Annotated in this window: 18 protein-coding genes; 11 read left to right on the forward strand and 7 right to left on the reverse strand. The window is 68.8% G+C overall.

Features of this window, described 5'->3' with window-relative positions; genetic code table 11:
- The first annotated feature begins 364 nt into the window (after positions 1–364).
- Complete coding sequence (locus AC1D2F_RS12970; protein WP_476966885.1) at positions 365–1075, forward strand: helix-turn-helix domain-containing protein; 711 nt, start codon at positions 365–367, stop codon at positions 1073–1075.
- On the forward strand, positions 1068–1760 hold the full coding sequence (locus tag AC1D2F_RS12975) for an SRPBCC family protein (protein ID WP_476966886.1): 693 nt from the start codon (positions 1068–1070) through the stop codon (positions 1758–1760). Before AC1D2F_RS12970 ends, AC1D2F_RS12975 begins: the two co-directional genes overlap by 8 nt.
- A gap of 169 nt (positions 1761–1929) precedes the next feature.
- On the opposite strand, the gene yczR is transcribed toward AC1D2F_RS12975, so the two are convergent.
- On the reverse strand, positions 1930–3453 hold the full coding sequence (gene yczR, locus AC1D2F_RS12980) for a MocR-like transcription factor YczR (RefSeq protein WP_476966887.1): 1524 nt from the start codon (positions 3451–3453) through the stop codon (positions 1930–1932).
- A 61-nt stretch (positions 3454–3514) separates the two neighbouring features.
- Between yczR and yczE the strand changes: the two genes are divergently transcribed.
- The gene (gene yczE, locus AC1D2F_RS12985) at positions 3515–4183 is read left to right on the forward strand and encodes a membrane protein YczE (RefSeq protein ID WP_476966888.1); all 669 of its coding nucleotides are present in this window, start codon (positions 3515–3517) and stop codon (positions 4181–4183) included.
- Positions 4184–4199: 16 nt separating this feature from the next.
- On the opposite strand, the gene AC1D2F_RS12990 is transcribed toward yczE, so the two are convergent.
- The 6 genes from AC1D2F_RS12990 to AC1D2F_RS13015 form a co-directional block, all read right to left on the reverse strand.
- The gene (locus AC1D2F_RS12990) at positions 4200–5066 is read right to left on the reverse strand and encodes a DNA-formamidopyrimidine glycosylase family protein (RefSeq protein WP_476966889.1); all 867 of its coding nucleotides are present in this window, start codon (positions 5064–5066) and stop codon (positions 4200–4202) included.
- A complete protein-coding gene (locus tag AC1D2F_RS12995) occupies positions 5059–10296 on the reverse strand; it encodes an Lhr family helicase (protein ID WP_476966890.1) in 5238 nt (1745 codons plus the stop codon). Before AC1D2F_RS12995 ends, AC1D2F_RS12990 begins: the two co-directional genes overlap by 8 nt.
- Positions 10297–10414: 118 nt before the next feature.
- Complete coding sequence (locus tag AC1D2F_RS13000; RefSeq protein WP_364748321.1) at positions 10415–11032, reverse strand: DUF4232 domain-containing protein; 618 nt, start codon at positions 11030–11032, stop codon at positions 10415–10417.
- A gap of 174 nt (positions 11033–11206) precedes the next feature.
- Entirely contained in the window at positions 11207–11353 is a 147-nt protein-coding gene (locus AC1D2F_RS13005) for a hypothetical protein (protein WP_364748318.1), read from the reverse strand.
- Positions 11340–11585, reverse strand: coding sequence for a hypothetical protein (locus tag AC1D2F_RS13010; RefSeq protein WP_364748315.1), 246 nt, complete (start codon positions 11583–11585; stop codon positions 11340–11342). The genes AC1D2F_RS13005 and AC1D2F_RS13010 overlap by 14 nt, the downstream gene beginning before the upstream one ends.
- A 258-nt stretch (positions 11586–11843) precedes the next feature.
- Entirely contained in the window at positions 11844–12854 is a 1011-nt protein-coding gene (locus AC1D2F_RS13015; RefSeq protein WP_229994843.1) for a LacI family DNA-binding transcriptional regulator, read from the reverse strand.
- Between the two features lie 261 nt (positions 12855–13115).
- Here AC1D2F_RS13015 and AC1D2F_RS13020 point away from each other — a divergent pair, with 261 nt between their 5' ends.
- The 8 genes from AC1D2F_RS13020 to AC1D2F_RS13055 all read left to right on the forward strand — a co-directional run bounded on the left by AC1D2F_RS13020 (position 13116) and on the right by AC1D2F_RS13055 (position 23166).
- Positions 13116–14660, forward strand: a complete 1545-nt coding sequence (locus tag AC1D2F_RS13020; protein ID WP_229994842.1) for a sugar ABC transporter ATP-binding protein — start codon at positions 13116–13118, stop codon at positions 14658–14660.
- Positions 14657–15703, forward strand: a complete 1047-nt coding sequence (locus tag AC1D2F_RS13025; protein WP_229994841.1) for an ABC transporter permease — start codon at positions 14657–14659, stop codon at positions 15701–15703. The genes AC1D2F_RS13020 and AC1D2F_RS13025 overlap by 4 nt, the downstream gene beginning before the upstream one ends.
- Complete coding sequence (locus AC1D2F_RS13030) at positions 15696–16778, forward strand: ABC transporter permease (protein WP_476966891.1); 1083 nt, start codon at positions 15696–15698, stop codon at positions 16776–16778. Before AC1D2F_RS13025 ends, AC1D2F_RS13030 begins: the two co-directional genes overlap by 8 nt.
- A gap of 79 nt (positions 16779–16857) precedes the next feature.
- Positions 16858–17925 (forward strand): rhamnose ABC transporter substrate-binding protein, encoded by a 1068-nt coding sequence (gene rhaS, locus AC1D2F_RS13035; RefSeq protein ID WP_229994839.1) that lies wholly within the window; start codon positions 16858–16860, stop codon positions 17923–17925.
- Positions 17926–18117: 192 nt separating this feature from the next.
- Positions 18118–19566, forward strand: a complete 1449-nt coding sequence (locus AC1D2F_RS13040) for an L-fucose/L-arabinose isomerase family protein (protein ID WP_229994838.1) — start codon at positions 18118–18120, stop codon at positions 19564–19566.
- A complete protein-coding gene (locus tag AC1D2F_RS13045; RefSeq protein WP_229994837.1) occupies positions 19563–19946 on the forward strand; it encodes an L-rhamnose mutarotase in 384 nt (127 codons plus the stop codon). The genes AC1D2F_RS13040 and AC1D2F_RS13045 overlap by 4 nt, the downstream gene beginning before the upstream one ends.
- Positions 19943–21121, forward strand: coding sequence for an L-rhamnose isomerase (gene rhaI, locus AC1D2F_RS13050; RefSeq protein ID WP_229994836.1), 1179 nt, complete (start codon positions 19943–19945; stop codon positions 21119–21121). Before AC1D2F_RS13045 ends, rhaI begins: the two co-directional genes overlap by 4 nt.
- 5 nt (positions 21122–21126) lie before the next feature.
- Positions 21127–23166 (forward strand): bifunctional aldolase/short-chain dehydrogenase, encoded by a 2040-nt coding sequence (locus AC1D2F_RS13055; protein WP_476966892.1) that lies wholly within the window; start codon positions 21127–21129, stop codon positions 23164–23166.
- Position 23167: the final 1 nt, after the last annotated feature.

The raw sequence follows: 23167 nt of genomic DNA on the forward strand, positions 1-23167 counted from the left end.
CCATTCTACGTGTCCGGTCTCCCGCCCCGCCGCCGCCCCTCGCCTGCGCTCCCTGCCCGCGCCGAGCCCCTCGCCCTCCGCTCCCTGCCCGCCCGCGCCTCCCCCTCGCCCTCCGCTCCCTGCCCGCCCGCGCCTCCCCCTCGCCCTCCGCTCCCTGCCCGCCCGCGCCTCCCCCTCGCCCTCCGCTCCCTGCCCGCCCGCGCGTCCCCCGCCTGCGCTCCGGTTCGCCGGAAGCGTGCGAGGTCGCCGGAAAGGTCCGGCGACCTCGGGCGCTTCCGGCGAACTCGCGTCGCCGCGCCAGTCGATCGCACCGACGAGAAAAAAGTTCTTGACAAATAAAATTGTCGGCGGGCAGACTTGACGCATGTTGGACATTGAAGTGATTGAGGATCCGGCCGCGGCGGAGGCCTCGCTGGACCCGATCCGGACGAGGATCCTGCGCGAGCTGGCCGAGCCCGGATCCGCAACGCAGCTCGCCGCGAAGGTGGGCCTGCCGCGGCAGAAGGTGAACTACCACCTCAAGGCCCTCGAACGGCACGGGCTTGTCGAGCTCGTCGAGGAGCGGCGGCGCGGCAACGTCACCGAACGCATCCTGCGGGCGACGGCGGCGTCGTACCTGATCTCGCCGGCGGCCCTGGCTTCCGTGGCGCCGGACCCGCGGCGGTTCTCGGACCGCTTTTCCGCCTTCTGGCTGCTGGCGCTCGCCGGCCGCATGGTCCAGGAGATGGGCCAGCTGATCGCCGGGGCGGCCGCGGCCAGGCAAAAACTCGCCACCTTTGCCATCGACGGCGAGATCACCTTCCGGTCGGCGGCGGACCGGGCGGCCTTCGCCGAGGAGCTCGGCGAAGCCGTGACCCGGCTCGTGGACAAGTACCACGATGGCGGACGCGACCTCCCGCCAGGTTCGCCGGCAACGACCCTGCCAGCAGGACGCAAACACCGGCTGGTCGTCGCGCTCCACCCGTCATTGAAGGCGCCGGCGCCCAAGGCAGCGCAAGCAGACCCGCACGCAGCCCCAGAAACTAAACACCCACAAACTGAAAGCCCACAAGCTAAGGAGCAGGACAATGACTGACAAGCGGAAATTCGAGATCGTCTACGACACCGAACTGCCCGGCACCCCCGAGCGGGTGTGGGAGGCCGTTACCAAGGACACCCCGGCCTGGATGTTCCCCACGGACCAATGGCCGGCGGTCCGGACCGTGGACGAGTACCCCTCCCATCTAGTGTCCCGGATGGACGGGCCTGATGGCTGGTTCAACCAGCTGGAGCACGTCCTGGAACCTCTCGACGGCGGCCGGGCCCGGCTGCACTACGTCCACAGCGGCATCTTCGCGGACAACTGGGATGAGCAGTACGACGGCGCCAGCAAGCACACCGCGTTCTACCTCCACACCCTGGGCCAGTACCTGAAGTACTTCGACGGCAAGCCCGTCGTCTTCACGGACATCCAGGCACCCGCTGCGTCGCAAACGCCGGACGGCTTCGACCGGCTCAAGAGGGCCCTCGGCGTCGACACTGCGGCTCAGGGGGAGGCGGTCAAACTGGAGCTCGACGGCGTCGGCCCGCTCAGCGGCGAAGTCGACTTCTCCAACGAGAACTTCCTCGGCCTGCGGGCCGCGGACACGATGTACCGCTTCTTCGGGCGCAACGCCTTCGGCGCACCGGTGGGCATGACCGTGCACGACTTCAGCGGCAGCGGGGACACCGCGACGACGGCCAAGGCTTGGGCCGGCTTCCTGGCGAAGGTCTACGCCTAGCCCGCGACGCCCATCCTGCCTGGCGACGCACTGATGCCCTGTCGACACCCGGATTCGGGCGTCGGCAGGGCATGTGCGCAGCGCCGGGAAGAGCGGGCGTCGGCAGGGCCTGTGCGCAGCGCCGGGAAGAGCGGGCGTCGCAGGACGGGCCTGTGGGACGCCTCTGGATTCAGGCGATGGCCGCGGCCGGCGGGGCTGAGACGTTGCGCCTCAGCTGCGGCGAGGCCTCCAGCCGATCCTGCGCCGAACGCAACGCCAGCACGGCCGTCTCCAGTTGCTCCGGCGGCAGGGTGAACGGCAGCCGCAGGTACTGCTCAAACGCACCGCCGACGCCGAACCGCGGCCCCGCGGCCAGCCGGATCCCGACGTCGGGAGCCACCACCGCAAGAGCCGTGCTGATCGGCGCCGGAAGACGGCACCAGAGGGACAGTCCGCCGTCGGGCCATTCCGGCTCCCAGCCCGGCAGGTGCGCGTGTATCAGTTCGAGCAGCGCGTTCCGGTTCTCGCGCAGCGCGGCGAGCCGGGCAGGGAGCGGCTCCGTCATGGCGTTGACCAGATGCGCCGCGGCAAGCTGTTCCACCACGGGCCCGCCGAGGTCCAGGGTGGTGCGGGCGGCGGCGAAGCGCTGGATGAGCGGCTCGCTGGCGCGGATCCAGCCGGTGCGCAGCCCTGCCCAGTGCGACTTGCTGAGGGAACCGAGGGAGACCACCGCCGGGCTGAATGCGGCCATGGGGGTCGAGGCGGCGCCGTCGAGGTTCAGCTCCCGCAGCGTCTCGTCCGCCACCAGCACGGTGTCCGACGCCGCTGCCGCCGTCACGAGGCGGCGCCGCTGCGCATCGGGCATCAGCCGGCCGGTGGGGTTGTGGAAGTCCGGCACCACGTAGGCCATCGCGGGCCTCTGCTGCAGCAGCGCCGATTCCATGGCCTCGATGTCCCAGCCGCCGGCGCCCTGAGGGGCGGGGGCGTGGCGGCCCTGGCCGATGGGGTTCGCGGCGGGCATGGCCACCGGGACCGGGCGGCAGCCCGCAGCCCGGATCGCGTCGAGGGCGTTCGGGTAGCTGGGATGTTCCACAAGCACTTTGGTCCCCGAACGGCGGGCCAAAGCGCGGAGCACAATGTTCAGCGCATGCTGGGCGCCCGAGGTGACCAGGATCTGGCCGGCCGTTGTGGGGACCCCGGCGGCGGTGTACCGGGCCGCAATGGCTTCGCGGAGCGGGCCCACGCCCAGGGCGTCGTAGCCGAAGCCCGGCAGCAGCGCCGGCAGCTCGGTCAGTGCCGCGGCAAAGGCCCGGTGCACCACTTCGCCGCTGGCGGGCAGGGAGGCATAGGCCAGGTCCAGGATCCCGTCCGGCACGGCCAGGCCGGGGGCGCCACTCAATCGCAGAGCGCCGTCATGACCGCCGGCATGCCCGGGCCCCTGGCTCGGGATGCAGCTCCGGCTCCGGCTGCCTTGGCCGCTGCTAAGAAATCCCTGCTCGCGCAGCAGGGCGTACGCCGCGGTCACCGTGGTGCGGCTGATGCCAAGGGCCGCCGCCAGCGAACGCTCGCTCGGCAGGGCGACGTCGAGGGCGACGCGGCCGTCGAGGATGAGCAGGCGGACGACGTCGGCCAGTTCGCGGTAGGCGGGGGCGGCACCAACGTTCCACTCGCCCAGCAGGCGGGCCAGCGACCCCGGAGTCAGAGAGATGGGCATGTAGCCAGTATTTCAAACTGGCTATGGATTGCAAGGCCAGTTTTCTAGGAGGATGGACACCATGTTGACCCGCAGACTCCTCCAGCTCCTGATCGGCCTCGCCCTGTACGGCATCTCCCTGGCCATGTTCATCCGTGCCAGCCTCGGCACGGCGCCTTGGGACGTTCTCCACCAGGGGCTGACGGCCAGGACCGGGCTCAGCCTCGGTACGGTGGTGATTGTTGTCAGCTTCCTGGTGCTGCTCCTGTGGATCCCGCTCCGGCAGTGGCCCGGCGTGGGGACCGTGTGCAACGCGGTGCTGGTGGGGGTCTTCGCGGACATCGGGCTGGCGCTGATTCCACAGTTCTCGCATCTGGGCGGCCAGATCGGCCTGCTGGTCGGGGCCGTGCTGCTCAACGGCGTCGCCTCTGCCTGCTACATCGGCGCCCGCCTGGGCCCGGGCGCACGGGACGGCCTCATGACCGGGCTCGCCCGGCGGACGGGCTGGCCCGTCCGGGTCTGCCGCACCGGCATTGAAGTGGTGGTCCTCGGCGCCGGCTGGCTGCTGGGCGGCTCGGTCGGGGTAGGCACGGTGCTGTACGCGCTGGCGATTGGACCCCTGGTGCAGTGGCTGCTGCCGCGGTTCACCGTACCCGGTGCGCGGCCCGTCTCCGTGGCCGGGACTGAAACGGAAGCCGCTGTTGCAGGGACGGCAGTCCCGGCAACAGCATCCAGCGCCCGGACAGATTGATCCCCCGCGCGTCCCGTCAGCTGACGCTCTCTGGCCCGGGGCCCGGCAAGGGCTGGCACATAGGGCAGTAGTAGATGTTCCGTTCCTCCGTGTAGGTGCCGGTGCCTGTGTCCCTGCCAAGGATGCCGCGGCGGATTGGGGTGCCGCATTTCAGGCACGGCTGGTGCTCGCGCCGGTAGACCCAGTAGCCGGGGCGCCCGGCGGTGCGGCCCACAGGCACGCCGCGCGCGTTCAGCACAGTGGTCCGGCGGCCCGGCCCGAGGTTGGCGGAGAGCAGGACCTGCGCATCGGTGATGATGGCGGGAAGATCCGGCACTGTGGACACGGGCGACGCCGGATGGACTCCCGCGAGGAAGCAGGCCTCGCACCGGTAGATGTTCCCGATCCCCGCCAGTTTGCTCTGGTCCAGCAGGGCGACGCCGATGGGAACGTCCGGGGCCGCCAGCAGCCGGCGTTCGGCCTCGGCGGCGTCCCAGTCCGGGCCCAGCAGGTCCGGGCCGAGGTGCCCCACGATGGCGTCTTCCTGGTCGGTGCGGACCACCTCGAGAATGCCCAGGGAGAATCCGATGGCGTCGGCCGTGGCGGTCCGCAGCACGCAGCGGGCTGTGAAGCCGGGCTTCCGCCAGCGGCCCCCGGGCGGGTACACCTGCCAGCTGCCCTCCATCTTCAGGTGCGAGTGGATGGTGAGCCGGTCCTTCGGCGTCGGGCCCTGCACGCGCATCAGCAGGTGCTTGCCGCGCGGCACCACCTCATCGACCGTCCAGCCGCCGAGCTTCAGGGTGGCGAAGCGCGGGACCCGGAAATCGGACGAGACCAGTTCCTTTCCGGCCAGTGCCGCGTGCAGCTGTGCCGCGGCGCGAAAGACCGAATCGCCCTCAGGCACGGATCCTCAGTCCCTTCGGAGTGGAGTAGGCCCCGGCCTGGGCGAGGGCGGCCGCCACCGGGGTGTCCAGGATGCCGTGGCCATTGACTTTTTCCATGATCAGCTTGTCGATGGCCCCGCGGGTCACCACGCCCACCAGGGCCGAACCGGCCGCGGCCAGGACGTCGGTGTCGTCGCTGAAGGCGAGCAGGGTCTTGCCGCCGCGCTCCACATACAGGGCCAGGGCGCCGTCGACCAGGACCACGAGGGCGCCTGCCTTCCGGCCGGGGCGATGGCCCGTGCCGGCGTCGACGTTGAGCGCAGGCCACGGCAGCGCGGCGCCGTAGGGGTTGGCGGGGTCGGTCGCGGCCAGGGCCAGGGCCACCGGCTCGGCCTTGTGCAGCTGGGCGTCCTCGACGTAGGACCGCAGCCGGTCCACCGTGGCCGGGACGGCGAACTGCGCCGCGCCGAGGTGTTCGATGAAGTAGCCGCGGCGGCAGCGTCCGGCTTCCTCGAGCCGGGCCAGCACCTTGTACATGAGGCCGAAGCCGCCGAGGATGTTTTCCGCCATGACCGAGCCGCGGGTGACCACGCCGTAGCGGTCCAGGAGCAGTTCCGCCGTGGCCCGGGCATGGATGGTGGGATCKAGTTCGGGGGAGGGCAGCGCGGACCAGCGTCCTGCGGCGAGCGGGGGTGCCGGTGCGGTGCCGGTCACGGTGCCGTACCGGCCGCCGGTGAGTCCGGGCGATCCCAGCAGGCCGGTGCCGTGCGCCCGTCCGAGCCGGCTGAGCCGCGGTGCCCTGGCGCGCGGGGCACGCCCCACCTGCCGGTGCGCGGTGTGGCCGCCGGCGATCAGGGCCCTGACGGGGGCGAAGGTGTCGCCGGTAATCCGGCCCGCCCAGGCGAGATCCCAGAGGGCGGCCACCACGTCCTGGTCGCTCAGCACGGAATCCATGCCGCCGGCAACCTCGGTCAACTGCCGGAAAAAGTAGCCGCCGCCGTTGTTCTGGAGGTGCTCAAGGAGCCGCCGCTGCGCATCGCCGGGTTCGAAATCGATGGCAGGGCTCAGCGTCAGTTCGGCCGAATCCGCGAGGTGCAGGCTGACCCAGCCGTCGTTGCCGGGCAACGAGCCGGCACCGGACCAGAGGACTTCGCCGGCGGCCATGAGTTCGTCCAGCATGGCCGGCTGGTAATTCGAGACACGGCTGGCCAGGACAAGCGGTTCCCACGCGGAGGCCGGAATGGGCACGCCGGAGAGTTGGTCGATGGCTGTGATGATGCCGTCCAGGCCGCGGAGCGCGGACTGCCCGCGCCCGCCCGGGGTCCGCACGTTCTGCCAGGCGGGAAGGAACCGCCCGTACGCGGCGGCGTCCACGGGCTCCACTTCGGCCCGGAGCGCGGCGAGCGAGCGGCGGCGCAGCTTACGGAGGACCTCGGCGTCGCACCATTCGCTCACACCCGCCGCAGGCAGAACGGCAGACGGGACCGTGGCGGGAACGGCAGCTGGGACCGCCGTGTCGCCGGACCCCTCAATGCCGGATTCCTCAACTCCGGATTCCGCAACTCGGGACGCCGCAACCCCGGCTGCCGTGCCGGCCGGCGTGACTCCCGGTGGCGTAGCGTGCGGGCGGAACTCGCCTTCCACCACGCGTCCGTCCGCGGCCAGCCGCTTCAGCGCCGTGCCGACGACGGCGACGCCGAGTCCCAGCCGTGCCGCGGCCTCGGCGGCGGTGAAGGGCCCGTGCGTGCGGGCGTAGCGCGAGACGAGGTCGCCGAGGGGGTCCGCGACCGGTTCGATGAAGGCCAGCGGCACGCCCATGGGCAGCGGTACGCCGAGGGCATCCCGGAGCCGGGCGGCATCCTCGACCGCCGCAAAGCGTTCGATGCCGCCGATGTTGACCTTGATCGCCCGGTTGGCCCGCTGCAGGGCCGCGAGGTGGGCAGCGGCGTCGGCCTCCGTTGCCGGGGTTTCGACGGGCAGAACCGCCGGGGTTTCGAGAGGCTCAGCCGCCGGGGCGGCCCCGGCGGTATCGTCCGCCGGGACCGGTCCGGCCTCCGGTTCCAGGCGGGCGGCGACTTCGTTCGGCGCGAGCGGACCCAGGAGGCGCAGGAGGTCCGCGACGCCCTCCAGCCCGCGTACCTGGCGGTCCCGGGCCAGGCGCTGGAGTTCGCGCTCGGTGGCGTCGATGACCTTCGCATCCAGCAGTTCGCGCAGCTCCACGCGGCCCATGAGCTCATTGAGCAGGGTGGAATCGAGGGCCAGGGCGGCGGCACGGCGCTCCGCGAGCGGGGAGTCGCCTTCGTAGAGGAACTGGGCCACGTAGCCGAAGAGCAAGGACTTCGCGAACGGTGAGGGCTGCTGGGTGGTGGTCTGGACGATCCTGAGCTCGCGGCGCTCCACCGAGGCGGCGATGTCCTTCAGCGCCGGAAGGTCGTAGACATCCTGCAGGCACTCGCGGACCGTCTCGAGGACAATCGGGAACGTCGGGTACTTCYGGGCAACATCCAGCAGCTGCGCCGAGCGCTGCCGCTGCTGCCACAGGGGCTGCCGCTTGCCGGGATTCTGCCGGGGCAGGAGCAAAGCACGGGCGGCGCACTCGCGGAACCGGGACGCGAACAGGGCGCTGCCACCGACCTCCGCCGTCACAATCTGCTCGATTTCCTCCGGATCGAACAGGAACAACTCGGCGCCCGGCGGCTCATCCTCCATCATGGGCACGCGCAGCACGATGCCGTCGTCGGCGGCCATGGCCGAGCCGTCCATCCCGTAGCGCTGCTGCAGGCGCTGGCCCACGGCCAGGGCCCACGGTGCGTGCACGGGCATGCCGAAGGGGCTGTGCAGCACCACGCGCCAATCGCCGAGCTCGTCGTGGAAGCGTTCCACCACGAGGGTGGTGTCGCTGGGGACCACCTCGGTGGCGAGCCGTTGTTCGGCGAGGTACTGGATCAGGTTGTTCGCGGCGTAGTCGTCCAGTCCGCTGGCCTTGCACCGCTCGGTTGCCGGCCCGACGTCGGACGCCGCCAGTTCGCGCATGAACGCGCCGAGGGCGCGGCCCAGGTCCACGGGCCGGCCGAGCGAATCGCCCTTCCAGAACGGGAGCTTGCCGGGCTGGCCGAACGCCGGCGAGACCAGGACACGGTCGTGCGTGATGTCCTCGATCTTCCAGCTCGTGGCGCCGAGGGCGAAGATATCGCCAACCCGGGATTCATAGACCATTTCCTCGTCGAGTTCGCCCACCCGGCGCCCGCCCTTGGCGGCCGCCGTGGCCGGGCTGGCTGCCCTGCCGTCCGCACTGGCACCGCCGGAGGAGCCGCCCCCGCCTGACCCCGAACCGCCGGTGCCCTCGACTTCGCTGCCAATGATGTAAACGCCGAACAGCCCGCGGTCCGGGATGGTGCCGCCGGACGTGACGGCCAGCCGCTGCGCGCCGGGACGGCCCTCAATGGTCCCGGCGTTCCGGTCCCAGATGACACGGGGCCGCAGTTCCGCGAACTCGTCCGAGGGATAGCGTCCGGCCAGAAGGTCCAGGGTGGCCTCGAACGCGGAGCGGGGGAGTGAGGCGAAGGGCGCGGACCGCCGGACGGTGGTGAACCACTCCTCCACGTCGATGGCACCCAGAGCGGTGGCGGCGACCGTCTGCTGGGCCAGGATGTCCAGCGGGTTGGCCGGCACGCTGAGCCGCTCGATCTTGCCGTCCAGCATCCGCTCCACGGTGATGGCTGTGTGGACGAGGTCTGCCCGGTGCTTCGGAAACAGGACGCCCTGGGAGATTTCGCCGACCTGGTGGCCGGCGCGGCCCACCCGCTGCAGGCCGCTGGCCACCGAGGGCGGCGACTCGACCTGCACCACCAGGTCCACCGCACCCATGTCGATGCCAAGCTCGAGTGAGGACGTGGCCACCACGCAGCGCAGGCGGCCGGATTTCAGGTCGTCCTCGATCAAGGCGCGCTGGTCCTTGGACACGGAACCGTGGTGCGCGCGGGCCAGCACGGGGTCGGCGCCGGCGGTGCTGCCTGCCTGGGCCATCATGTGGGCCGGTGTGGCGGTGGACGTGGGCTGTGCAGCGGCACCGCCGGGCGGCACGGCGTTGGGCACTGTACTTGGCACCGATTTCGGCACTGATTTCGGCACTGCGGCCGGTACGGCGTCGAAGTCCGGCGCCCCGGCGCCAAACTCGGTCCAGTCGCCGCCGGCCGCCATGAGCTGGCGTTCGGCGTAGATCTCGTTGAGCCGGGCGGTCAGCCGTTCGGCGAGGCGGCGGGAGTTCGCGAACACGATTGTGGACTGGTTGGCCAGCACCAGGTCCACGATCTTTTCCTCCACATGGGGCCAGATGGACGCCTGCGGCTGGAGCCCGGAGGCCGGGCCGGAATCGAAGGCGCCGGCGGCGCCCTGGAGATCGGACATGTCCTCCACAGGTACAGAGACGGTCAGGTCCCAGTTCTTCCGCGACGGAGGGGCCACAATTTCCACCGGCGCCGATCCGGCGAGGAACTGAGCCACCAGCTCTTTGGGTTCCACGGTGGCCGAAAGCCCGATGCGCTGGGCGGGCTTGGACAGCAGCGCGTCGAGCCGTTCCAACGACACCGCCAGATGCGCCCCGCGCTTGGTCCCGGCGACGGCGTGGACCTCATCGACAATGATCGTGTCGACCTCACTGAGGGTTTCGCGCGCCTTGGACGTCAGCATCAGGAAGAGGGATTCCGGGGTGGTGATGAGGATATCGGGCGGGTGGCTGAGCAGCGAGCGGCGGTCTGACGCCGTCGTGTCCCCGGACCGGACGCCCACGGTAATGAGCGGGGCGGGCAGGTCCAGGCGTTTGGCGGTCTGCGTGATGCCGATCAGCGGTGCGCGGAGGTTGCGTTCGACGTCGACGCCGAGAGCCTTGAGCGGGGAAATGTACAGCACTCGGGTCTTCCGCTGGGCTGCCTTCCGCTGGGCTGAATTAATCCGCGAGGCCGTTCGGCGCCCGCTCTTGGCCGCCGTGTCCAGGCCGGGCAGGGGCTCGGGCTCGGCGGGGGCGGAAACGAGCAGTCGGTCCAGCGCCCAGAGGAACGCGGCGAGAGTCTTGCCGGAACCGGTGGGGGCGACCACGAGGGCGTGCGCACCGGAGGAGATGGCATTCCAGGCGCCGTTCTGGGCCGGGGTGGGCGCGGAAAAAGCGCCCAGGAACCAGTCCCGGGTCGGTCGGCTGAACCGGTCCATGGCGTCGGCCGAGAGTGTGCCGCCGGCGAGCTCCTGCCCCTTCATTCCTCCATCATGCCCTACCCCACCGACACTATTAGCCGGGCCCGATCACGGCGGCCCGGCGGCCCCAGAAGGGCAAATGCACCGTGGCGGGCGCGAGCAGAGACGCGGGTGCCCAGCGTTACTTGGGCTGGAAAGCTCCGATGGTCAGCAGGTTGATCTCCGTGTTGGCGCAGGCGTCCAGCGGCTGCGCGAGGAACAGCGAGTCGGTGTCATCGGGCGGGTAGACCCGGAGTCCTGCCGCCGGCGTCCGGGTGCAGTCCGGGTAGTTGGCGGCCTGGGTGTAGCGCAGCGTGGCGGCGCCGGCCTTGCCCGGGGCGAGCAGGACATCGGTGACCGGGGTCGAGTCGTCGCGGGTGGCGGCGGCGCCGATCGGCTCGCCGTCGGCCCCGGCTGTGAGGGAGACGCCCGCATAGCCCTTCAGCAGGCACGGTTCGGTGCCGGAATTGGTCACGATTAGCTGCATGTAGACGCTGCCCGCGGCGCCGCCGCCCGAGGAGTCCGTGGTGGCGGTCAGGCTTCCGGCCTTGCACAGTGCGGGGCCGGCCTGGGCCGCTTGCGAGGATGCGGCGGCCGCAGAGGATTCCGTTGCGGCACCGGAAGTTGCGGGCTGGCTTGTTTCGCTGGCCGACGGGGTGGGCGGGGACGTGGCCGGCTGGGTCTGCGTCGAGCTGCCCCCGCAGCCGCTGAGCAGGAGGGCCGCCGCGGCAGCCGTTGTCACAACCAGTGCGTGCTTCATTCGCTGAGACCTCATGGCTCAACCATTATGCCCGCCGTTGCCTTAGTCAACGATGCCACGGCGGCGGAGCCCGATTGATGCCCGGATTGTGATTTCCGGGCATCGGCCGAGGTCAACTGCTCCTACGGACCCCTGGGGCCTCCTGCGGCCGCGGCGCAAGGGGAGCCGTTGCCGCTAGTCGGTCTCGGGGCCGGAGCAGTAGTGGCAGTCATCCGGGCAGGAGGCGGCGGTGCCGGCTGCCCAGGTGCCCGTCCCGGTCGCGACGCCGGACAGGGGGTTCGGCTGCTGCATCAGGGCGGGTTGGCGGTCAGTTGTCAGCATGGCGGGCCCCTTCGGGGTCTGCCACGCTCAGTTTGAAGCCGTCGGCGACGTGGAACAGCTTCCGGTGCCCGGCCTTGGACACCACCCACACGACGGCGCCGTCGGCGGTGCGGTTGTCTACACGGCCTGCGTGCTCGAGGAGGCCGCCCCGGCGGAGGTGGACGGCGTCGCCGATCTCGACGTCGTCCCAGTCTGTGGCGCGGCCCGAGGGCCGGTTATTCTGCAATGTCATGAGGAGTCCTGAACGGTTACGGGCAAGCGAGGATGTGATCCAGCTAACCGTGAAATGGCCCCCGTCTCAATGGTCAAATGTATGAGGCCCTCTCGTTCTGTTGTGCAGGCGTCTAGACGCGAGGCGCTCCGGTGTGGGTCCCTGCGGGCTGCGGGAGTGCGGGTTGGGTGCCGGCTCAGCCAAGTGGCGGTCAGATCGGCAAATGTGGCGGTGGTGGCGCCGGAACTCATAGTCTGCGCTGCCCATCGGGGCCTCCTGTCAGCCCTGCGTGGATGCCCTCACTATCAGTTCGGGCGGAAAGACCACCTGGGTGGGTGCAAATCCGTCCTCGGCTGCCGCTTCCCGGAGCAGCAATTCCAGTGCGGTGGAGCCGATGAGGGCGCTGGGCTGCCGGATGGAGGACAGGGGTACGACGGCGGCGGCGGCGAACTCAATGTCGTCGTAGCCGATCAGGGCGATCTCTTGCGGCACGTTGACGCCGCCCATGAGCATCAGGCCCTGGAGGACACCTATGGCCAGCAGGTCGTTGGCTGCAAAGATCGCATCCGGGCGTTCGGCTTCGGGCCGGGACCGGATGGACTCGCCGGCTGCCCTTCCCGAAAGCACGGTCAGGGATTCCGTCGCGATGACCTCGAGGGCTGCACCCGCAACGGCGTCGACGGCCTTCCGGGCCCCTGCCAAACGGTCCGCGACCTGCCGGATGCTTGCCGGGCCGCCAACAAACGCGATCCGCCGCCGGCCCAGCGACAACAGGTGGGCTGCAGCCATCTCCCCGCCCGCCAGGTCATCCACGGCCACCGAGGAGAAGCTCAGGTTCTCTGTCTGCCGGTCCACGAGCACCGTCGGGATGCCCCGGCGCCGGAGCTGCTCCAGCCGGGGGATCACATTTCCTACCGGGGACAGCAGTACGCCCCGCACGCGCTGCTGCTCGAAAAGATCCAGATAGGCGGATTCCCGGCCCTCATCCTCATTGCTATTTCCGACGAGGACCGTTAAATTCTCCGCGGTGGCACGGTCCTCTGCACCCCTGGCCAGATCCGTGAAGAAGGGGTTTGCGGCGTCTAGGACCACCAGGCCGATGCTGTGGCTCATGCCGGCGCGCAACTGGCGCGCGGCGTCGTTGCGGACGAAGCCGAGCTTGTCGATGGCGGACTGGACCCTGCCGGTGACTTCGGCAGAGACCTTCTCCGGCCGGTTCAGCACATTGGAGACCGTCCCGACCGAGACGCCGGCCAGGGCCGCGACGTCCTTGACGCTCGCTGAAACCATTTCCTGTGCTCCTGAAGGTGGACGCCGCAGCCCTTGGGGCTAGGCGGCGCATACGCAAAATACTCACTTCAGGATACCTGTCCGGGGCCTACTTTGAACCCTTTCATTGAAACGAATCAAAAGCTGCGTCACGGATGGTTGACAGCAGTTGACGTGTCCATTTGAAGACCCTATGATTCAAATCACAGCTGGTTATGAAACGATTCATTGCTGTGTTCAACAAGGCAGTGCTCACTAAGCCCCAAAGGTGCGGTTAATTTTATGCAGCAGACATACAGTTCCCGGTCCGGCCCCTCCGAGGGGGAACCGGTTCCGGTTCTCTCGCTCTCACACGCAGCCAAGACCTTTGGCCCGGTGGTCGCCCTGGCCGATGGAACCATCAACATCGAGGCTGGCGAAATCCACGCGCTGGTCGGGGAGAACGGCGCCGGCAAGTCCACGCTGGTGAAAATCCTCGCCGGCCTGCACCATCCCGATTCCGGCGACTTCCAGGTGGCGGGCCAGAGCGTCCAGTTCCGCAATGTAGCCGAGAGCAAGGACGCCGGAATTTCCGTCATCTACCAGGAGCCCACACTCTTTCCGGACCTGAGTGTCGCAGAGAACATCTTCGTTGGCCGCCAGCCCAAGGGCCGCTTCGGGCTCATCAGCAAGGCGACGATGGTCAGGGAAGCGCACAAGCTGTTCGAACGCCTTGGCGTTCCCATCGACCCGACCCGCATCGCCGAGGGCTTGTCCATCGCGGACCAGCAGATCATTGAAATCGCCAAGGCCATTTCGCTGGACGCCAAAGTCCTGGTGATGGACGAGCCCACCGCAGCCCTCAGCGGCGTCGAGGTGGAGCGGCTGTTTGCCGTGGCCCGGAGCCTCCGGGACCGCGGGACCGGCATCCTCTTCATTTCGCACCGTTTCGATGAGGTCTTTGACCTCTGCGACCGCATCACCGTCATGCGGGACGGCCGGTACATCTCCACCCACCGGACAGCAGACGTCACCGTGGAGCGGATCGTTCGCGAGATGGTGGGCCGTGACATCGGCGCCCTGTTCCCCAAAGCCCCTGCCGAGATCGGCGATGTCGTCCTGAAAGTGGACGGGCTCAGCCGCGCAGGAGTGTTCCGCGATATCAGCTTCGAGGTCCGCGCCGGGGAAATCGTTGCGCTGGCCGGCCTCGTGGGCGCCGGCCGCACCGAGGTGGCCCGTGCCGTGTTCGGAATCGATCCCTATGACGCCGGCGCCATCACCTTCGACGGGCGCAAGCTCAGGCCCCGCAATGCCCAGGCGGCCATCACTGCCGGCATGGGCTTCGTCCCGGAGGACCGCCGCAAGCAGGGCCTCGTGATGGACCTGTCCGTGGCCCGGAATGTCACGCTCACGCTGCGCAACAAATACACGACGGCGGGGCTGATCAACGGTGCCGCCGAGCGGCGCGCCGCCCAGGAGTGGAGCAAACGGCTCCAGGTGAAGACCGGCTCGCAGGAGTACGCCGTCTCCACGCTCTCCGGCGGCAACCAGCAAAAGGTGGTGCTCGCAAAGTGGCTGGCCACGGACCCGCGGCTGCTGATCATCGACGAGCCCACCCGCGGCATCGACGTCGGCACCAAGAGCGAGGTGCACCGGCTCATTTCGGACCTCGCCGGGCGCGGGATCGCGATCCTGATGATCTCCTCCGAACTGCCCGAGGTCCTCGGCATGGCGGACCGCGTCCTGGTCATGCGCGAAGGCCGGATCACCGCCGAACTCGACCGTGCCGATGCGAACCCCGAATCGGTCATGCACGCCGCCACATCTTCCGCAGGAGGAACCCTGTGAGCTCAGCTCTGGACCACAAGAACGCAACGACGACGGCGCCCGCCGCCGGCGCCCGAGGCGCCGTCGCTGCGGTGCTGCGGATGCGCGAACTCCCCGTGCTGATCGCGCTGGCACTGCTGGTACTCGTCACCTACCTGATCAACCCGCTGTTCCTCACCGCCCAAGGCGTGAAGGACCTGCTGCTCAACGCCACGATCATCATGATTCTGGCGGTAGGGCAGACCCTGCTGATCATCACCCGGAACATCGACCTCTCCGTCGGCTCCATGCTGGGGCTGGTCGCCTTCGGCACCGGCTCCATTTTCTCGGCCGTGCCCGGCGTTCCGATCATCGCAGTGTTTGCCATCGGTATGGCCTTCGGGGCGTTGCTCGGCGCCTTCAACGGCGCCCTGGTGACCCTGGCCAAAGTCCCCGCCCTGGTCATCACGCTCGGGACGCTCTACGTGTACCGCGGCCTGAACAACGCCTGGGCCGGCGGCAAGCAGTTCTTCGCGGGCGATCGTCCGGAGGAGTTCGGCGCACTCTCGGTGAACACCTTTCTGGGGTTCCCCGTCATCACGCTGCTGGCCATCGTCGTCGTGATCGCCGTGGCCGTCTACATGTCCGGCACCCGCCCGGGCCGTGACCTGTACGCCATCGGCTCGGACCCGGACGCGGCGACAGCCTTCGGCATCAAGGTCTCCAAGCGCGTGTTCCTGGCCTTCCTGGCCAACGGGGCGCTCGCCGGCCTGGCCGGCGTGCTCTACGCCAGCCGCTTCAACTCGGTCGGCGCGACCACCGGCACCGGCATGGAACTGACCGTGGTGGCGGCCGCCGTCGTCGGTGGCGTGGCCATCTTCGGCGGCAGCGGATCGGTGACCGGGGCCGCCCTCGGCGCCGTGCTCCTGACCACCATCACCAGCTCCCTGACCGCCCTCAGGGTGGACAAATTCTGGCAGCAGGCGATCGTCGGCGTGCTGATCCTCACCGCCATCATCATCGACCGCGTGGCCAGCCTGCGCACAGCCAAGAAACTGCGGATTAGCGAGGCTCGCAATGTCTGAAACCACGTCCACCACCAGCACGGCGCCGGCACCCGTGGCTGACAACACCAAGCCGCTGGCCAGCGAACCGAAGGGCCGGACCGGCGCCGCACGGATCCTTACCGGCCGTGACGCCATCACCATCTACGCCCTGATTGCTTTCCTGATCTACGCGGCCATCGCGATCCCGCGCTTCGCCTCGCCGGTGACCACCGGCTTCCTGCTCCTGGACGTGATCCCGGTCCTGCTGATTGCGATGCCGATGACGCTGATCATCATCACGGGCGAGATCGACCTGTCCGTGGCCAGCACGGCCGGCCTGACCAGCGCCTTGATGGGCGTCCTCTGGGCCGGCGGGATGGACGTCTGGCTGGTCCTGGCGATCAGCCTGCTGGCAGGAATTGCCGCCGGCATGTTCAACGGCTTCCTGATCGCGGTCCTCGGACTGCCGTCCCTGGCGGTCACGATTGGCACCCTGGCGTTGTTCCGCGGCCTGGCACTGGTCATCATCGGCGACAACGCCGTGGCCAACTTCCCGAAGGCGCTGACTGCCTTCTTCACCTCCAAGATCGGTGGCACCGGGATCCCCACGGTGATGATCGGCGTGGTCGTGGTGGTGGTCTTCTTCGGCGTGCTGCTGCACTTCACGCCGTTCGGGCGGGGGCTCTATGCGATGGGCTACAGCAAGGAAGCCGCCAGCTTCGTCGGCATCAACGTGGCCCGCAGCAAGTTCTGGCTGTACGTCGGATCCGGCGCCGTCTCTGCGCTCGCCGGCATCTACTGGACGCTGCGCTACACGAGTGCCCGCAGTGACAACGCCTCCGGCCTGGAACTGGCTGTCATCGCCGCTGTCCTGCTCGGCGGCGTGTCGATCTTCGGCGGCAAAGGCTCCATTCCCGGCGTGATCGCGGGGGTCCTGCTGATCGGGACGCTGAACTATGCGCTGCGCCTGGCCCGGGTGTCCGACGTCGTCCTCATCACGGTTACCGGGCTGCTGCTGATCGTCTCGGTGGTGGCGCCGAGCATCGGCTCCGCCATCCGGCAATGGCGCCACACCCGGCGCGTACGACGAAGTTTCACCCGCAAGGCCACCTGAAATCTGCACACGAGAACCACAGAAACCGTGCCCGCCTGGGGCCGGCCGCACCTACCGCACGAAGGAAAAGGGAAGAACAATGATGTTGAACCGCAAGAACAAGGGCCAGACCGGCCGACTGGGAAGCATGGTGGCCATCACCGCCGTGGCCGCACTGGCGCTGACAGCCTGCAACAGCGGCTCCGCATCCTCCAGCGATACCAGCAGCCCCTCAGCAGGGGGAGGGGACCAGAAGATCACCTTCATCCCCAAGCAGCTGAACAACCCGTACACCGACGTCGTCCTGGGCGGCGGCAAGAAGGGCGCCACCGAGGCCGGATTCGCCTCGTCCCAGGTGGTCGGACCGCTGGAAGCCTCCGCCTCCAGCCAGGTTTCCTTCATCAACGCCGAGACGCAGGCCGGCACGAACGTCATCACGATCGCGGCAAATGACCCCGACGCCGTCTGCACGGCCCTCGGCGAAGCCCGCTCCGCCGGCGCCAAGATCGTCGCGTTCGACTCCGACACCAACCCTGACTGCCGCGACGTCTTCATCAGCCAGGTCGTCGCCAAGGACGTTGCCCTGATCCAGACCAAGCTGATCTCCGAGCAGATCGGCGGCAGCGGCGAAATCGCCATCCTGTCCGCCACCGCCAACGCCACGAACCAGAACGAGTGGATCAAGTACATGGAGGAGGAGCTGGCCTCCAACCCCGCGTACAAGGACATCAAGCTTGTTGCCAAGGTCTACGGCGATGACAACGACACCAAGTCCTTCCAGGAAGCCCAGGGCCTCATGCAGGCCCACCCGAACCTGAAGGGCATCATCTCTCCGACCACAGTGGGCATCGCCGCCACTGCCCGGTACCTCTCAACGTCCGCCTACAAGGGCAAGGTTGCCCTCACCGGGCTGGGGCTGCCGAATGAAATGCGGCCCTTCGTGAAGGACGGAACCGTCAAGGAGTTCGCTCTCTGGGACCCGGCACAGCTTGGCTATGTTGCCGCGTTCGCCGGCAAGGCCCTCACGGACGGCAAGATCACCGGCAAAGAAGGGGATACCTTCACCGCCGGCGAGCTTGGCGAACGCAAAGTCGAAAAGGGCGGCCTCGTGATCGTCGGCCCGCCGACCGTCTTCAACGCCGAGAACATCGACAAGTACAACTTCTGATCCGTCCCTGACCCATCCCGAGCAGCCGGGCGGGCCGCCGACAGCCCGCCCGGCATCTCGTTCCTTCCACCCACACCATTCCACTTCACCGGTGCCGCAGCACCGGGTCCACGGCGCCCTTCTCCACAGCCGTGCCCGGAACCCGCATTCCGGAGCCCCAGGTACCCCTTTTCACGCCGGAAGGCCCCTTACATGAACCAGAAACAACCGGCAGACCGGCTGCTGCACCCGCACCGGCGCCGCCCCACCCGCATCGGGCTGGTCTCCGGCGGGCTGGGCGCCTACTGGCCCCAGTTCCCGGAGCTGCTCCCGCAGCTGCAGGACTCCGTCCGCTACGTCACCGGCCGCTTCCAGGGACTCGACGCCGAAGTCGTCGACACCGGCTTCATCTCCGACGCGCAGGAGGCCGCGACGGCCGGTGAAAAGATGCGCGTCGCCGACTGCGACCTCATCGTCATCTTCCTCACCACGTACCTGACCTCCTCCATGGTCCTGCCGATCGCGCAACGGGCGAAGACCCCCGTCCTGGTGATCGACCTGCAGCCGACCGAAGCGATGGACCACGCCAACTTCGACACCGGCAAATGGCTGGCCTACTGCGGCCAGTGCCCGGTGCCGGAGGTCGCCAACGTCTTCCGCCGGGCCGGGATCGACTTCCGCTCAGTCTCCGGGCATCTCAAGCAGGAGTCCGCCTGGGAGCGGATCACGCAGTGGGTCCACGCCGCCGGCGTCCGCGCCCGGCTCCGCAGTGCCCGGCACGGGCTCATGGGCCACCTCTATCCGGGCATGCTCGATGTCGCCAGCGACCTCACCACCGTCTCGACCACCTTCGGCTCCCACGTCGAAGTGCTCGAATTCGATGACCTCCGCGAACGGGTCAACGCCGTGACGGACGCGGAGGTCTCCGAACGGCTCGGGCTCGCCCGCGAACTTTTCGTTGTCGATGACTCCGTGAACGACGACGACTTCGCGTGGGGCGCGAAGGTCTCGGTGGGCCTGGACCGCCTCGTGCAGGACTTCGACCTCGACTCCGTGGCCTACTACCACCGCGGACTGGCCGGGGAACAGCACGAACGGCTGGGCGCCGGGATGATCCTGGGCTCCTCCATCCTGACCGCCCGGGGCATCCCGATGGCCGGCGAATTCGAACTGCGGACCTCCATTGCCATGCTGGCCGCCCAGGCGATCGGCGCCGGGGGATCCTTCACCGAGATCCAGGCCCTGAACTTCCTCGACAACGTGGTCGAAATGGGACACGACGGCCCGGCCCACCTGGCCGTGTCCGCCCAGGACCCGCTCCTGCGCGGACTCGGCATCTACCACGGCAAGCGCGGCTGGGGCGTCTCGGTCGAATTCGATGTGCGCCACGGCCCCGTCACCACCTTCGGCCTCGGCCAGGACCCGGACGGAAGCTACGTCTTCGTCACCTCCGAAGGCGAAGTTGTCCCGGGGCCCCTCCTGCAGATCGGCAACACGACCTCCCGGGTGGACTTCGGCGGGGACCCCGGGCTCTGGGTGGACCAGTGGAGCCAGACCGGAATCGGCCACCATTGGGCCCTCTGCATCGGCCACCGGGCCGCCGACATCAAGGCCGCCGCGTCCCTGTTGGGCATCGAACACCGCCACGTGGTGCTCTCATGAGCACGCAACGCGTTTGCTTCCAACTTCAGGTCAAGCCCGGGCTGATCGAGGAATACACCCGCCGGCACGCCGCCGTCTGGCCGGAGATGCTCCGGGCCCTCAAGGCCTGCGGCTGGAACAACTACTCACTCTTCCTCCGGCCCGACGGGCTCCTGATCGGCTACTTCGAAACAGACAGCCTGACCGGCGCGCAGGCCCGGATGGCAGCCACGGACGTCAACGACCGCTGGCAGGCCGACATGGCCGGCTTCTTCGAGGATCTCTCCGGTGCACCGGACCAGGGCTTCCTCCAGCTCACCGAAATCTTCAATCTCGAGGACCAGTTGTCCGCGGCCAACGCCGCCGGGGACAACCACCAACCGCAAAAGGAACAGTCATGAACACCACAGAAACGGCCCTGGGCCGCCTCGGGGAACTCGCCATCGAGGTCCCGTCCTGGGCCTACGGCAACTCCGGCACCCGCTTCAGGGTGTTCGGCACGCCCGGCACCCCGCGCACCGTCCAGGAGAAGTTGGCCGACGCCGCGAAGGTCCACGAACTCACCGGCCTGGCACCCACGGTCGCCCTGCACATCCCCTGGGACAAGGTGGATGACTACGCGGCCCTGAAGGAGTACGCGGCGGGTCTGGGCGTGGGCCTGGGCACGGTGAACTCCAATACCTTCCAGGACGACGAGTACAAGTTCGGCTCGCTGACCTCCTTGAACCCTGCGGTGCGCCGCCGCGCCATCGACCACCACCTCGAGTGCCTGGAGATCATGCACGCCACGGGCTCGCGCGATTTGAAGATCTGGCTCGCGGACGGCACCAACTACCCGGGCCAGGACGACATGCGCGGCCGGCAGGACCGCCTGGCCGAATCCCTGCAGGAGATCTACGCCGCCTTGGGCGCGGAACAGCGCCTGGTGCTGGAATACAAGTTCTTCGAGCCGGCTTTCTATCACACCGACGTCCCGGACTGGGGCACCTCCTACGCTCAGACCCTGGCGCTGGGCGAGAAGGCCCTCGTCTGCTTGGACACCGGCCACCACGCCCCGGGCACCAACATCGAATTCATCGTCATGCAGCTGCTGCGCCTGGGCAAGCTCGGCTCCTTTGACTTCAACTCCCGCTTCTACGCGGATGATGACCTGATCGTCGGCGCGGCCGACCCGTTCCAGCTCTTCCGCATCATGCATGAGGTCATCCGCGGCGGCGGCTTCGGCAAGTCCGCAGGAGAGAATTCAGCCGTCGCCCTGATGCTGGACCAGTGCCACAACCTGGAAGAAAAGATCCCGGGCCAGATCCGCTCGGTGCTCAACGTCCAGGAAATGACTGCCCGGGCCCTGCTGATCGACACGGACGCGCTCGCCGAGGCCCAGCGCAGCGGGGATGTCCTGGCCGCCAACGGCATCTTCAACGATGCCTTCTACACCGATGTCCGTCCTGCGCTGGCGCAGTGGCGTGAATCCCGCGGCCTGCCCGCGGACCCGCTGGCCGCCTTCAAGGCCAGCGGCTACCAGAAGAAGATCAACGAGGACCGCGTCGGCGGCCAGCAAGCCGGATGGGGCGCTTAAGAGTTATGACTGAGAACAAGACTGTTGAAGAACTGATTGCCCGTTCCAACCGCCTCGGCGCGGACAAGCGGAACACCAACTTCGCCGGCGGTAACACCTCGGCCAAGGGCACCGAAAAGGACCCCGTGACCGGCGAGGACGTCGAACTCCTGTGGGTCAAGGGCTCCGGCGGCGACCTCGGCACACTGAAGGCCGGAGGCCTTGCCGTGCTGCGGCTGGACCGGCTGCAGGCGCTGAAAAACGTGTACCCCGGCGTCGAGCGCGAAGACGAGATGGTGGCCGCATTCGACTACTGCCTGTTCGGCTTGGGCGGCGCCGCGCCGTCGATCGACACCGCCATGCACGGCCTGGTCGATGCCGCGCACGTGGACCACCTGCACCCGGACTCCGGGATCGCCATTGCCACGGCGGCCGACGGCGAGGCGCTCACCAAGGAGATCTTCGGCGAGAAGGTGGCGTGGGTGCCGTGGCGGCGCCCCGGGTTCCAGCTGGGCCTGGACATCGCCGCGATCAAGGACGCGAACCCGCACGCGGTCGGCACCATCCTCGGCGGACATGGCATCACGGCCTGGGGCGCCACCAGCGAGGAAGCCGAGGCCAACTCGCTGTGGATCATCGAACAGGCCGAGCAGTACATCAAGGACCACGGCCGGGCCGAACCGTTCGGGCCGAAGCTGCCCGGCTACGCTGCCCTCCCGGAAACCGAGCGGCGGGCGAAGGCGGCCGCCCTGGCGCCCGTGATCCGCGGACTCGCCTCGACGGACAAGCCGCAGCTGGGGCACTTCAGCGACGACCCAGCCGTCCTGGAGTTCCTCGAAGCCGCCGAGCACCCGCGGCTCGGCGCCCTGGGCACGTCCTGCCCGGACCACTTCCTGCGCACCAAGGTCAAGCCGCTGGTCCTGGACCTGCCCGCCGACGCCCCGGTCGAGGACTCGATCGCCCGGCTGAAGGAACTCCACGCCGCCTACCGCGAGGACTACCAGGAGTACTACGACCGGCACGCGACCCCTGAGAGCCCCGCCCTGCGCGGCGCGGACCCGGCGATCGTCTTGGTGCCCGGGGTGGGCATGTTCTCCTTCGGGGCGAACAAGCAGACCGCCCGGGTGGCGGGGGAGTTCTACCTCAACGCCATCAATGTCATGCGCGGCGCCGAGGCCGTCTCCAGCTACGCCCCGATCGAGGAATCTGAGAAGTTCCGGATCGAGTACTGGGCCCTGGAAGAGGCCAAGCTGGCCCGGATGCCCAAGCCGAAATCCCACGCCGGCCGGATCGCCCTGGTGACCGGGGCGGCGTCGGGGATCGGCAAGGCGATCGCCACCCGTTTCGCCGCCGACGGCGCGTGCGTGGTCATCGCGGACCTGAACCTGGACAACGCCCGCGCGGTGGCCGCGGAACTCGGCGGCCCCGACGTCGCGATCGGCGTCCAGGCCGATGTCACCGACGAGGCCCAGATCGCCGCGGCCATCCAGGAAGCCGTCCTGGCCTTCGGCGGCCTGGACCTGGTGGTCAACAATGCCGGACTCTCCATCTCGAAGCCGCTCCTGGAAACCACGGAGAAGGACTGGGACCTTCAGCACAACGTCATGGCCAAGGGCTCGTTCCTGGTGGCCAAGGCCGCCGCGCAGGTGATGATCGGCCAGGAAATGGGCGGGGACATCATCTACATCTCCTCCAAGAACTCCGTGTTCGCGGGCCCGAACAACATCGCCTACTCCGCCACCAAGGCAGACCAGGCCCACCAGGTCCGGCTCCTCGCCGCGGAACTGGGCGAGTACGGCATCCGGGTCAACGGCATCAACCCCGACGGCGTGGTCCGCGGCTCCGGGATCTTCGCCGGCGGCTGGGGCGCCAAGCGCGCCGCCGTCTACGGCGTGCAGGAAGAGGAGCTGGGCAAGTACTACGCCCAGCGCACCCTGCTCAAGCGCGAAGTCCTGCCCGAAAACGTGGCCAACGCCGCCGCCGTGCTCACCGGCAGCGAGCTCTCCCACACCACCGGGCTCCACATCCCCGTGGACGCCGGCGTGGCCGCGGCCTTCCTGCGATGAG

The organism is Arthrobacter sp. P1_B3 (assembly GCF_056406615.1).

What these genes read in the sequence shown, in the direction of transcription:
- AC1D2F_RS12970 (WP_476966885.1), top strand. Translation starts at nt 365, where the DNA reads ATGTTGGACATTGAAGTGATTGAGGATCCGGCCGCGGCGGAGGCCTCG.
- AC1D2F_RS12975 (WP_476966886.1), top strand. Translation starts at nt 1,068, where the DNA reads ATGACTGACAAGCGGAAATTCGAGATCGTCTACGACACCGAACTGCCC.
- yczR (WP_476966887.1), bottom strand. Translation starts at nt 3,453, where the DNA reads ATGCCCATCTCTCTGACTCCGGGGTCGCTGGCCCGCCTGCTGGGCGAG.
- yczE (WP_476966888.1), top strand. Translation starts at nt 3,515, where the DNA reads ATGTTGACCCGCAGACTCCTCCAGCTCCTGATCGGCCTCGCCCTGTAC.
- AC1D2F_RS13000 (WP_364748321.1), bottom strand. Translation starts at nt 11,032, where the DNA reads ATGAAGCACGCACTGGTTGTGACAACGGCTGCCGCGGCGGCCCTCCTG.
- AC1D2F_RS13005 (WP_364748318.1), bottom strand. Translation starts at nt 11,353, where the DNA reads ATGCTGACAACTGACCGCCAACCCGCCCTGATGCAGCAGCCGAACCCC.
- AC1D2F_RS13010 (WP_364748315.1), bottom strand. Translation starts at nt 11,585, where the DNA reads ATGACATTGCAGAATAACCGGCCCTCGGGCCGCGCCACAGACTGGGAC.
- AC1D2F_RS13015 (WP_229994843.1), bottom strand. Translation starts at nt 12,854, where the DNA reads ATGGTTTCAGCGAGCGTCAAGGACGTCGCGGCCCTGGCCGGCGTCTCG.
- AC1D2F_RS13020 (WP_229994842.1), top strand. Translation starts at nt 13,116, where the DNA reads ATGCAGCAGACATACAGTTCCCGGTCCGGCCCCTCCGAGGGGGAACCG.
- AC1D2F_RS13030 (WP_476966891.1), top strand. Translation starts at nt 15,696, where the DNA reads ATGTCTGAAACCACGTCCACCACCAGCACGGCGCCGGCACCCGTGGCT.
- rhaS (WP_229994839.1), top strand. Translation starts at nt 16,858, where the DNA reads ATGATGTTGAACCGCAAGAACAAGGGCCAGACCGGCCGACTGGGAAGC.
- AC1D2F_RS13040 (WP_229994838.1), top strand. Translation starts at nt 18,118, where the DNA reads ATGAACCAGAAACAACCGGCAGACCGGCTGCTGCACCCGCACCGGCGC.
- AC1D2F_RS13045 (WP_229994837.1), top strand. Translation starts at nt 19,563, where the DNA reads ATGAGCACGCAACGCGTTTGCTTCCAACTTCAGGTCAAGCCCGGGCTG.
- rhaI (WP_229994836.1), top strand. Translation starts at nt 19,943, where the DNA reads ATGAACACCACAGAAACGGCCCTGGGCCGCCTCGGGGAACTCGCCATC.
- AC1D2F_RS13055 (WP_476966892.1), top strand. Translation starts at nt 21,127, where the DNA reads ATGACTGAGAACAAGACTGTTGAAGAACTGATTGCCCGTTCCAACCGC.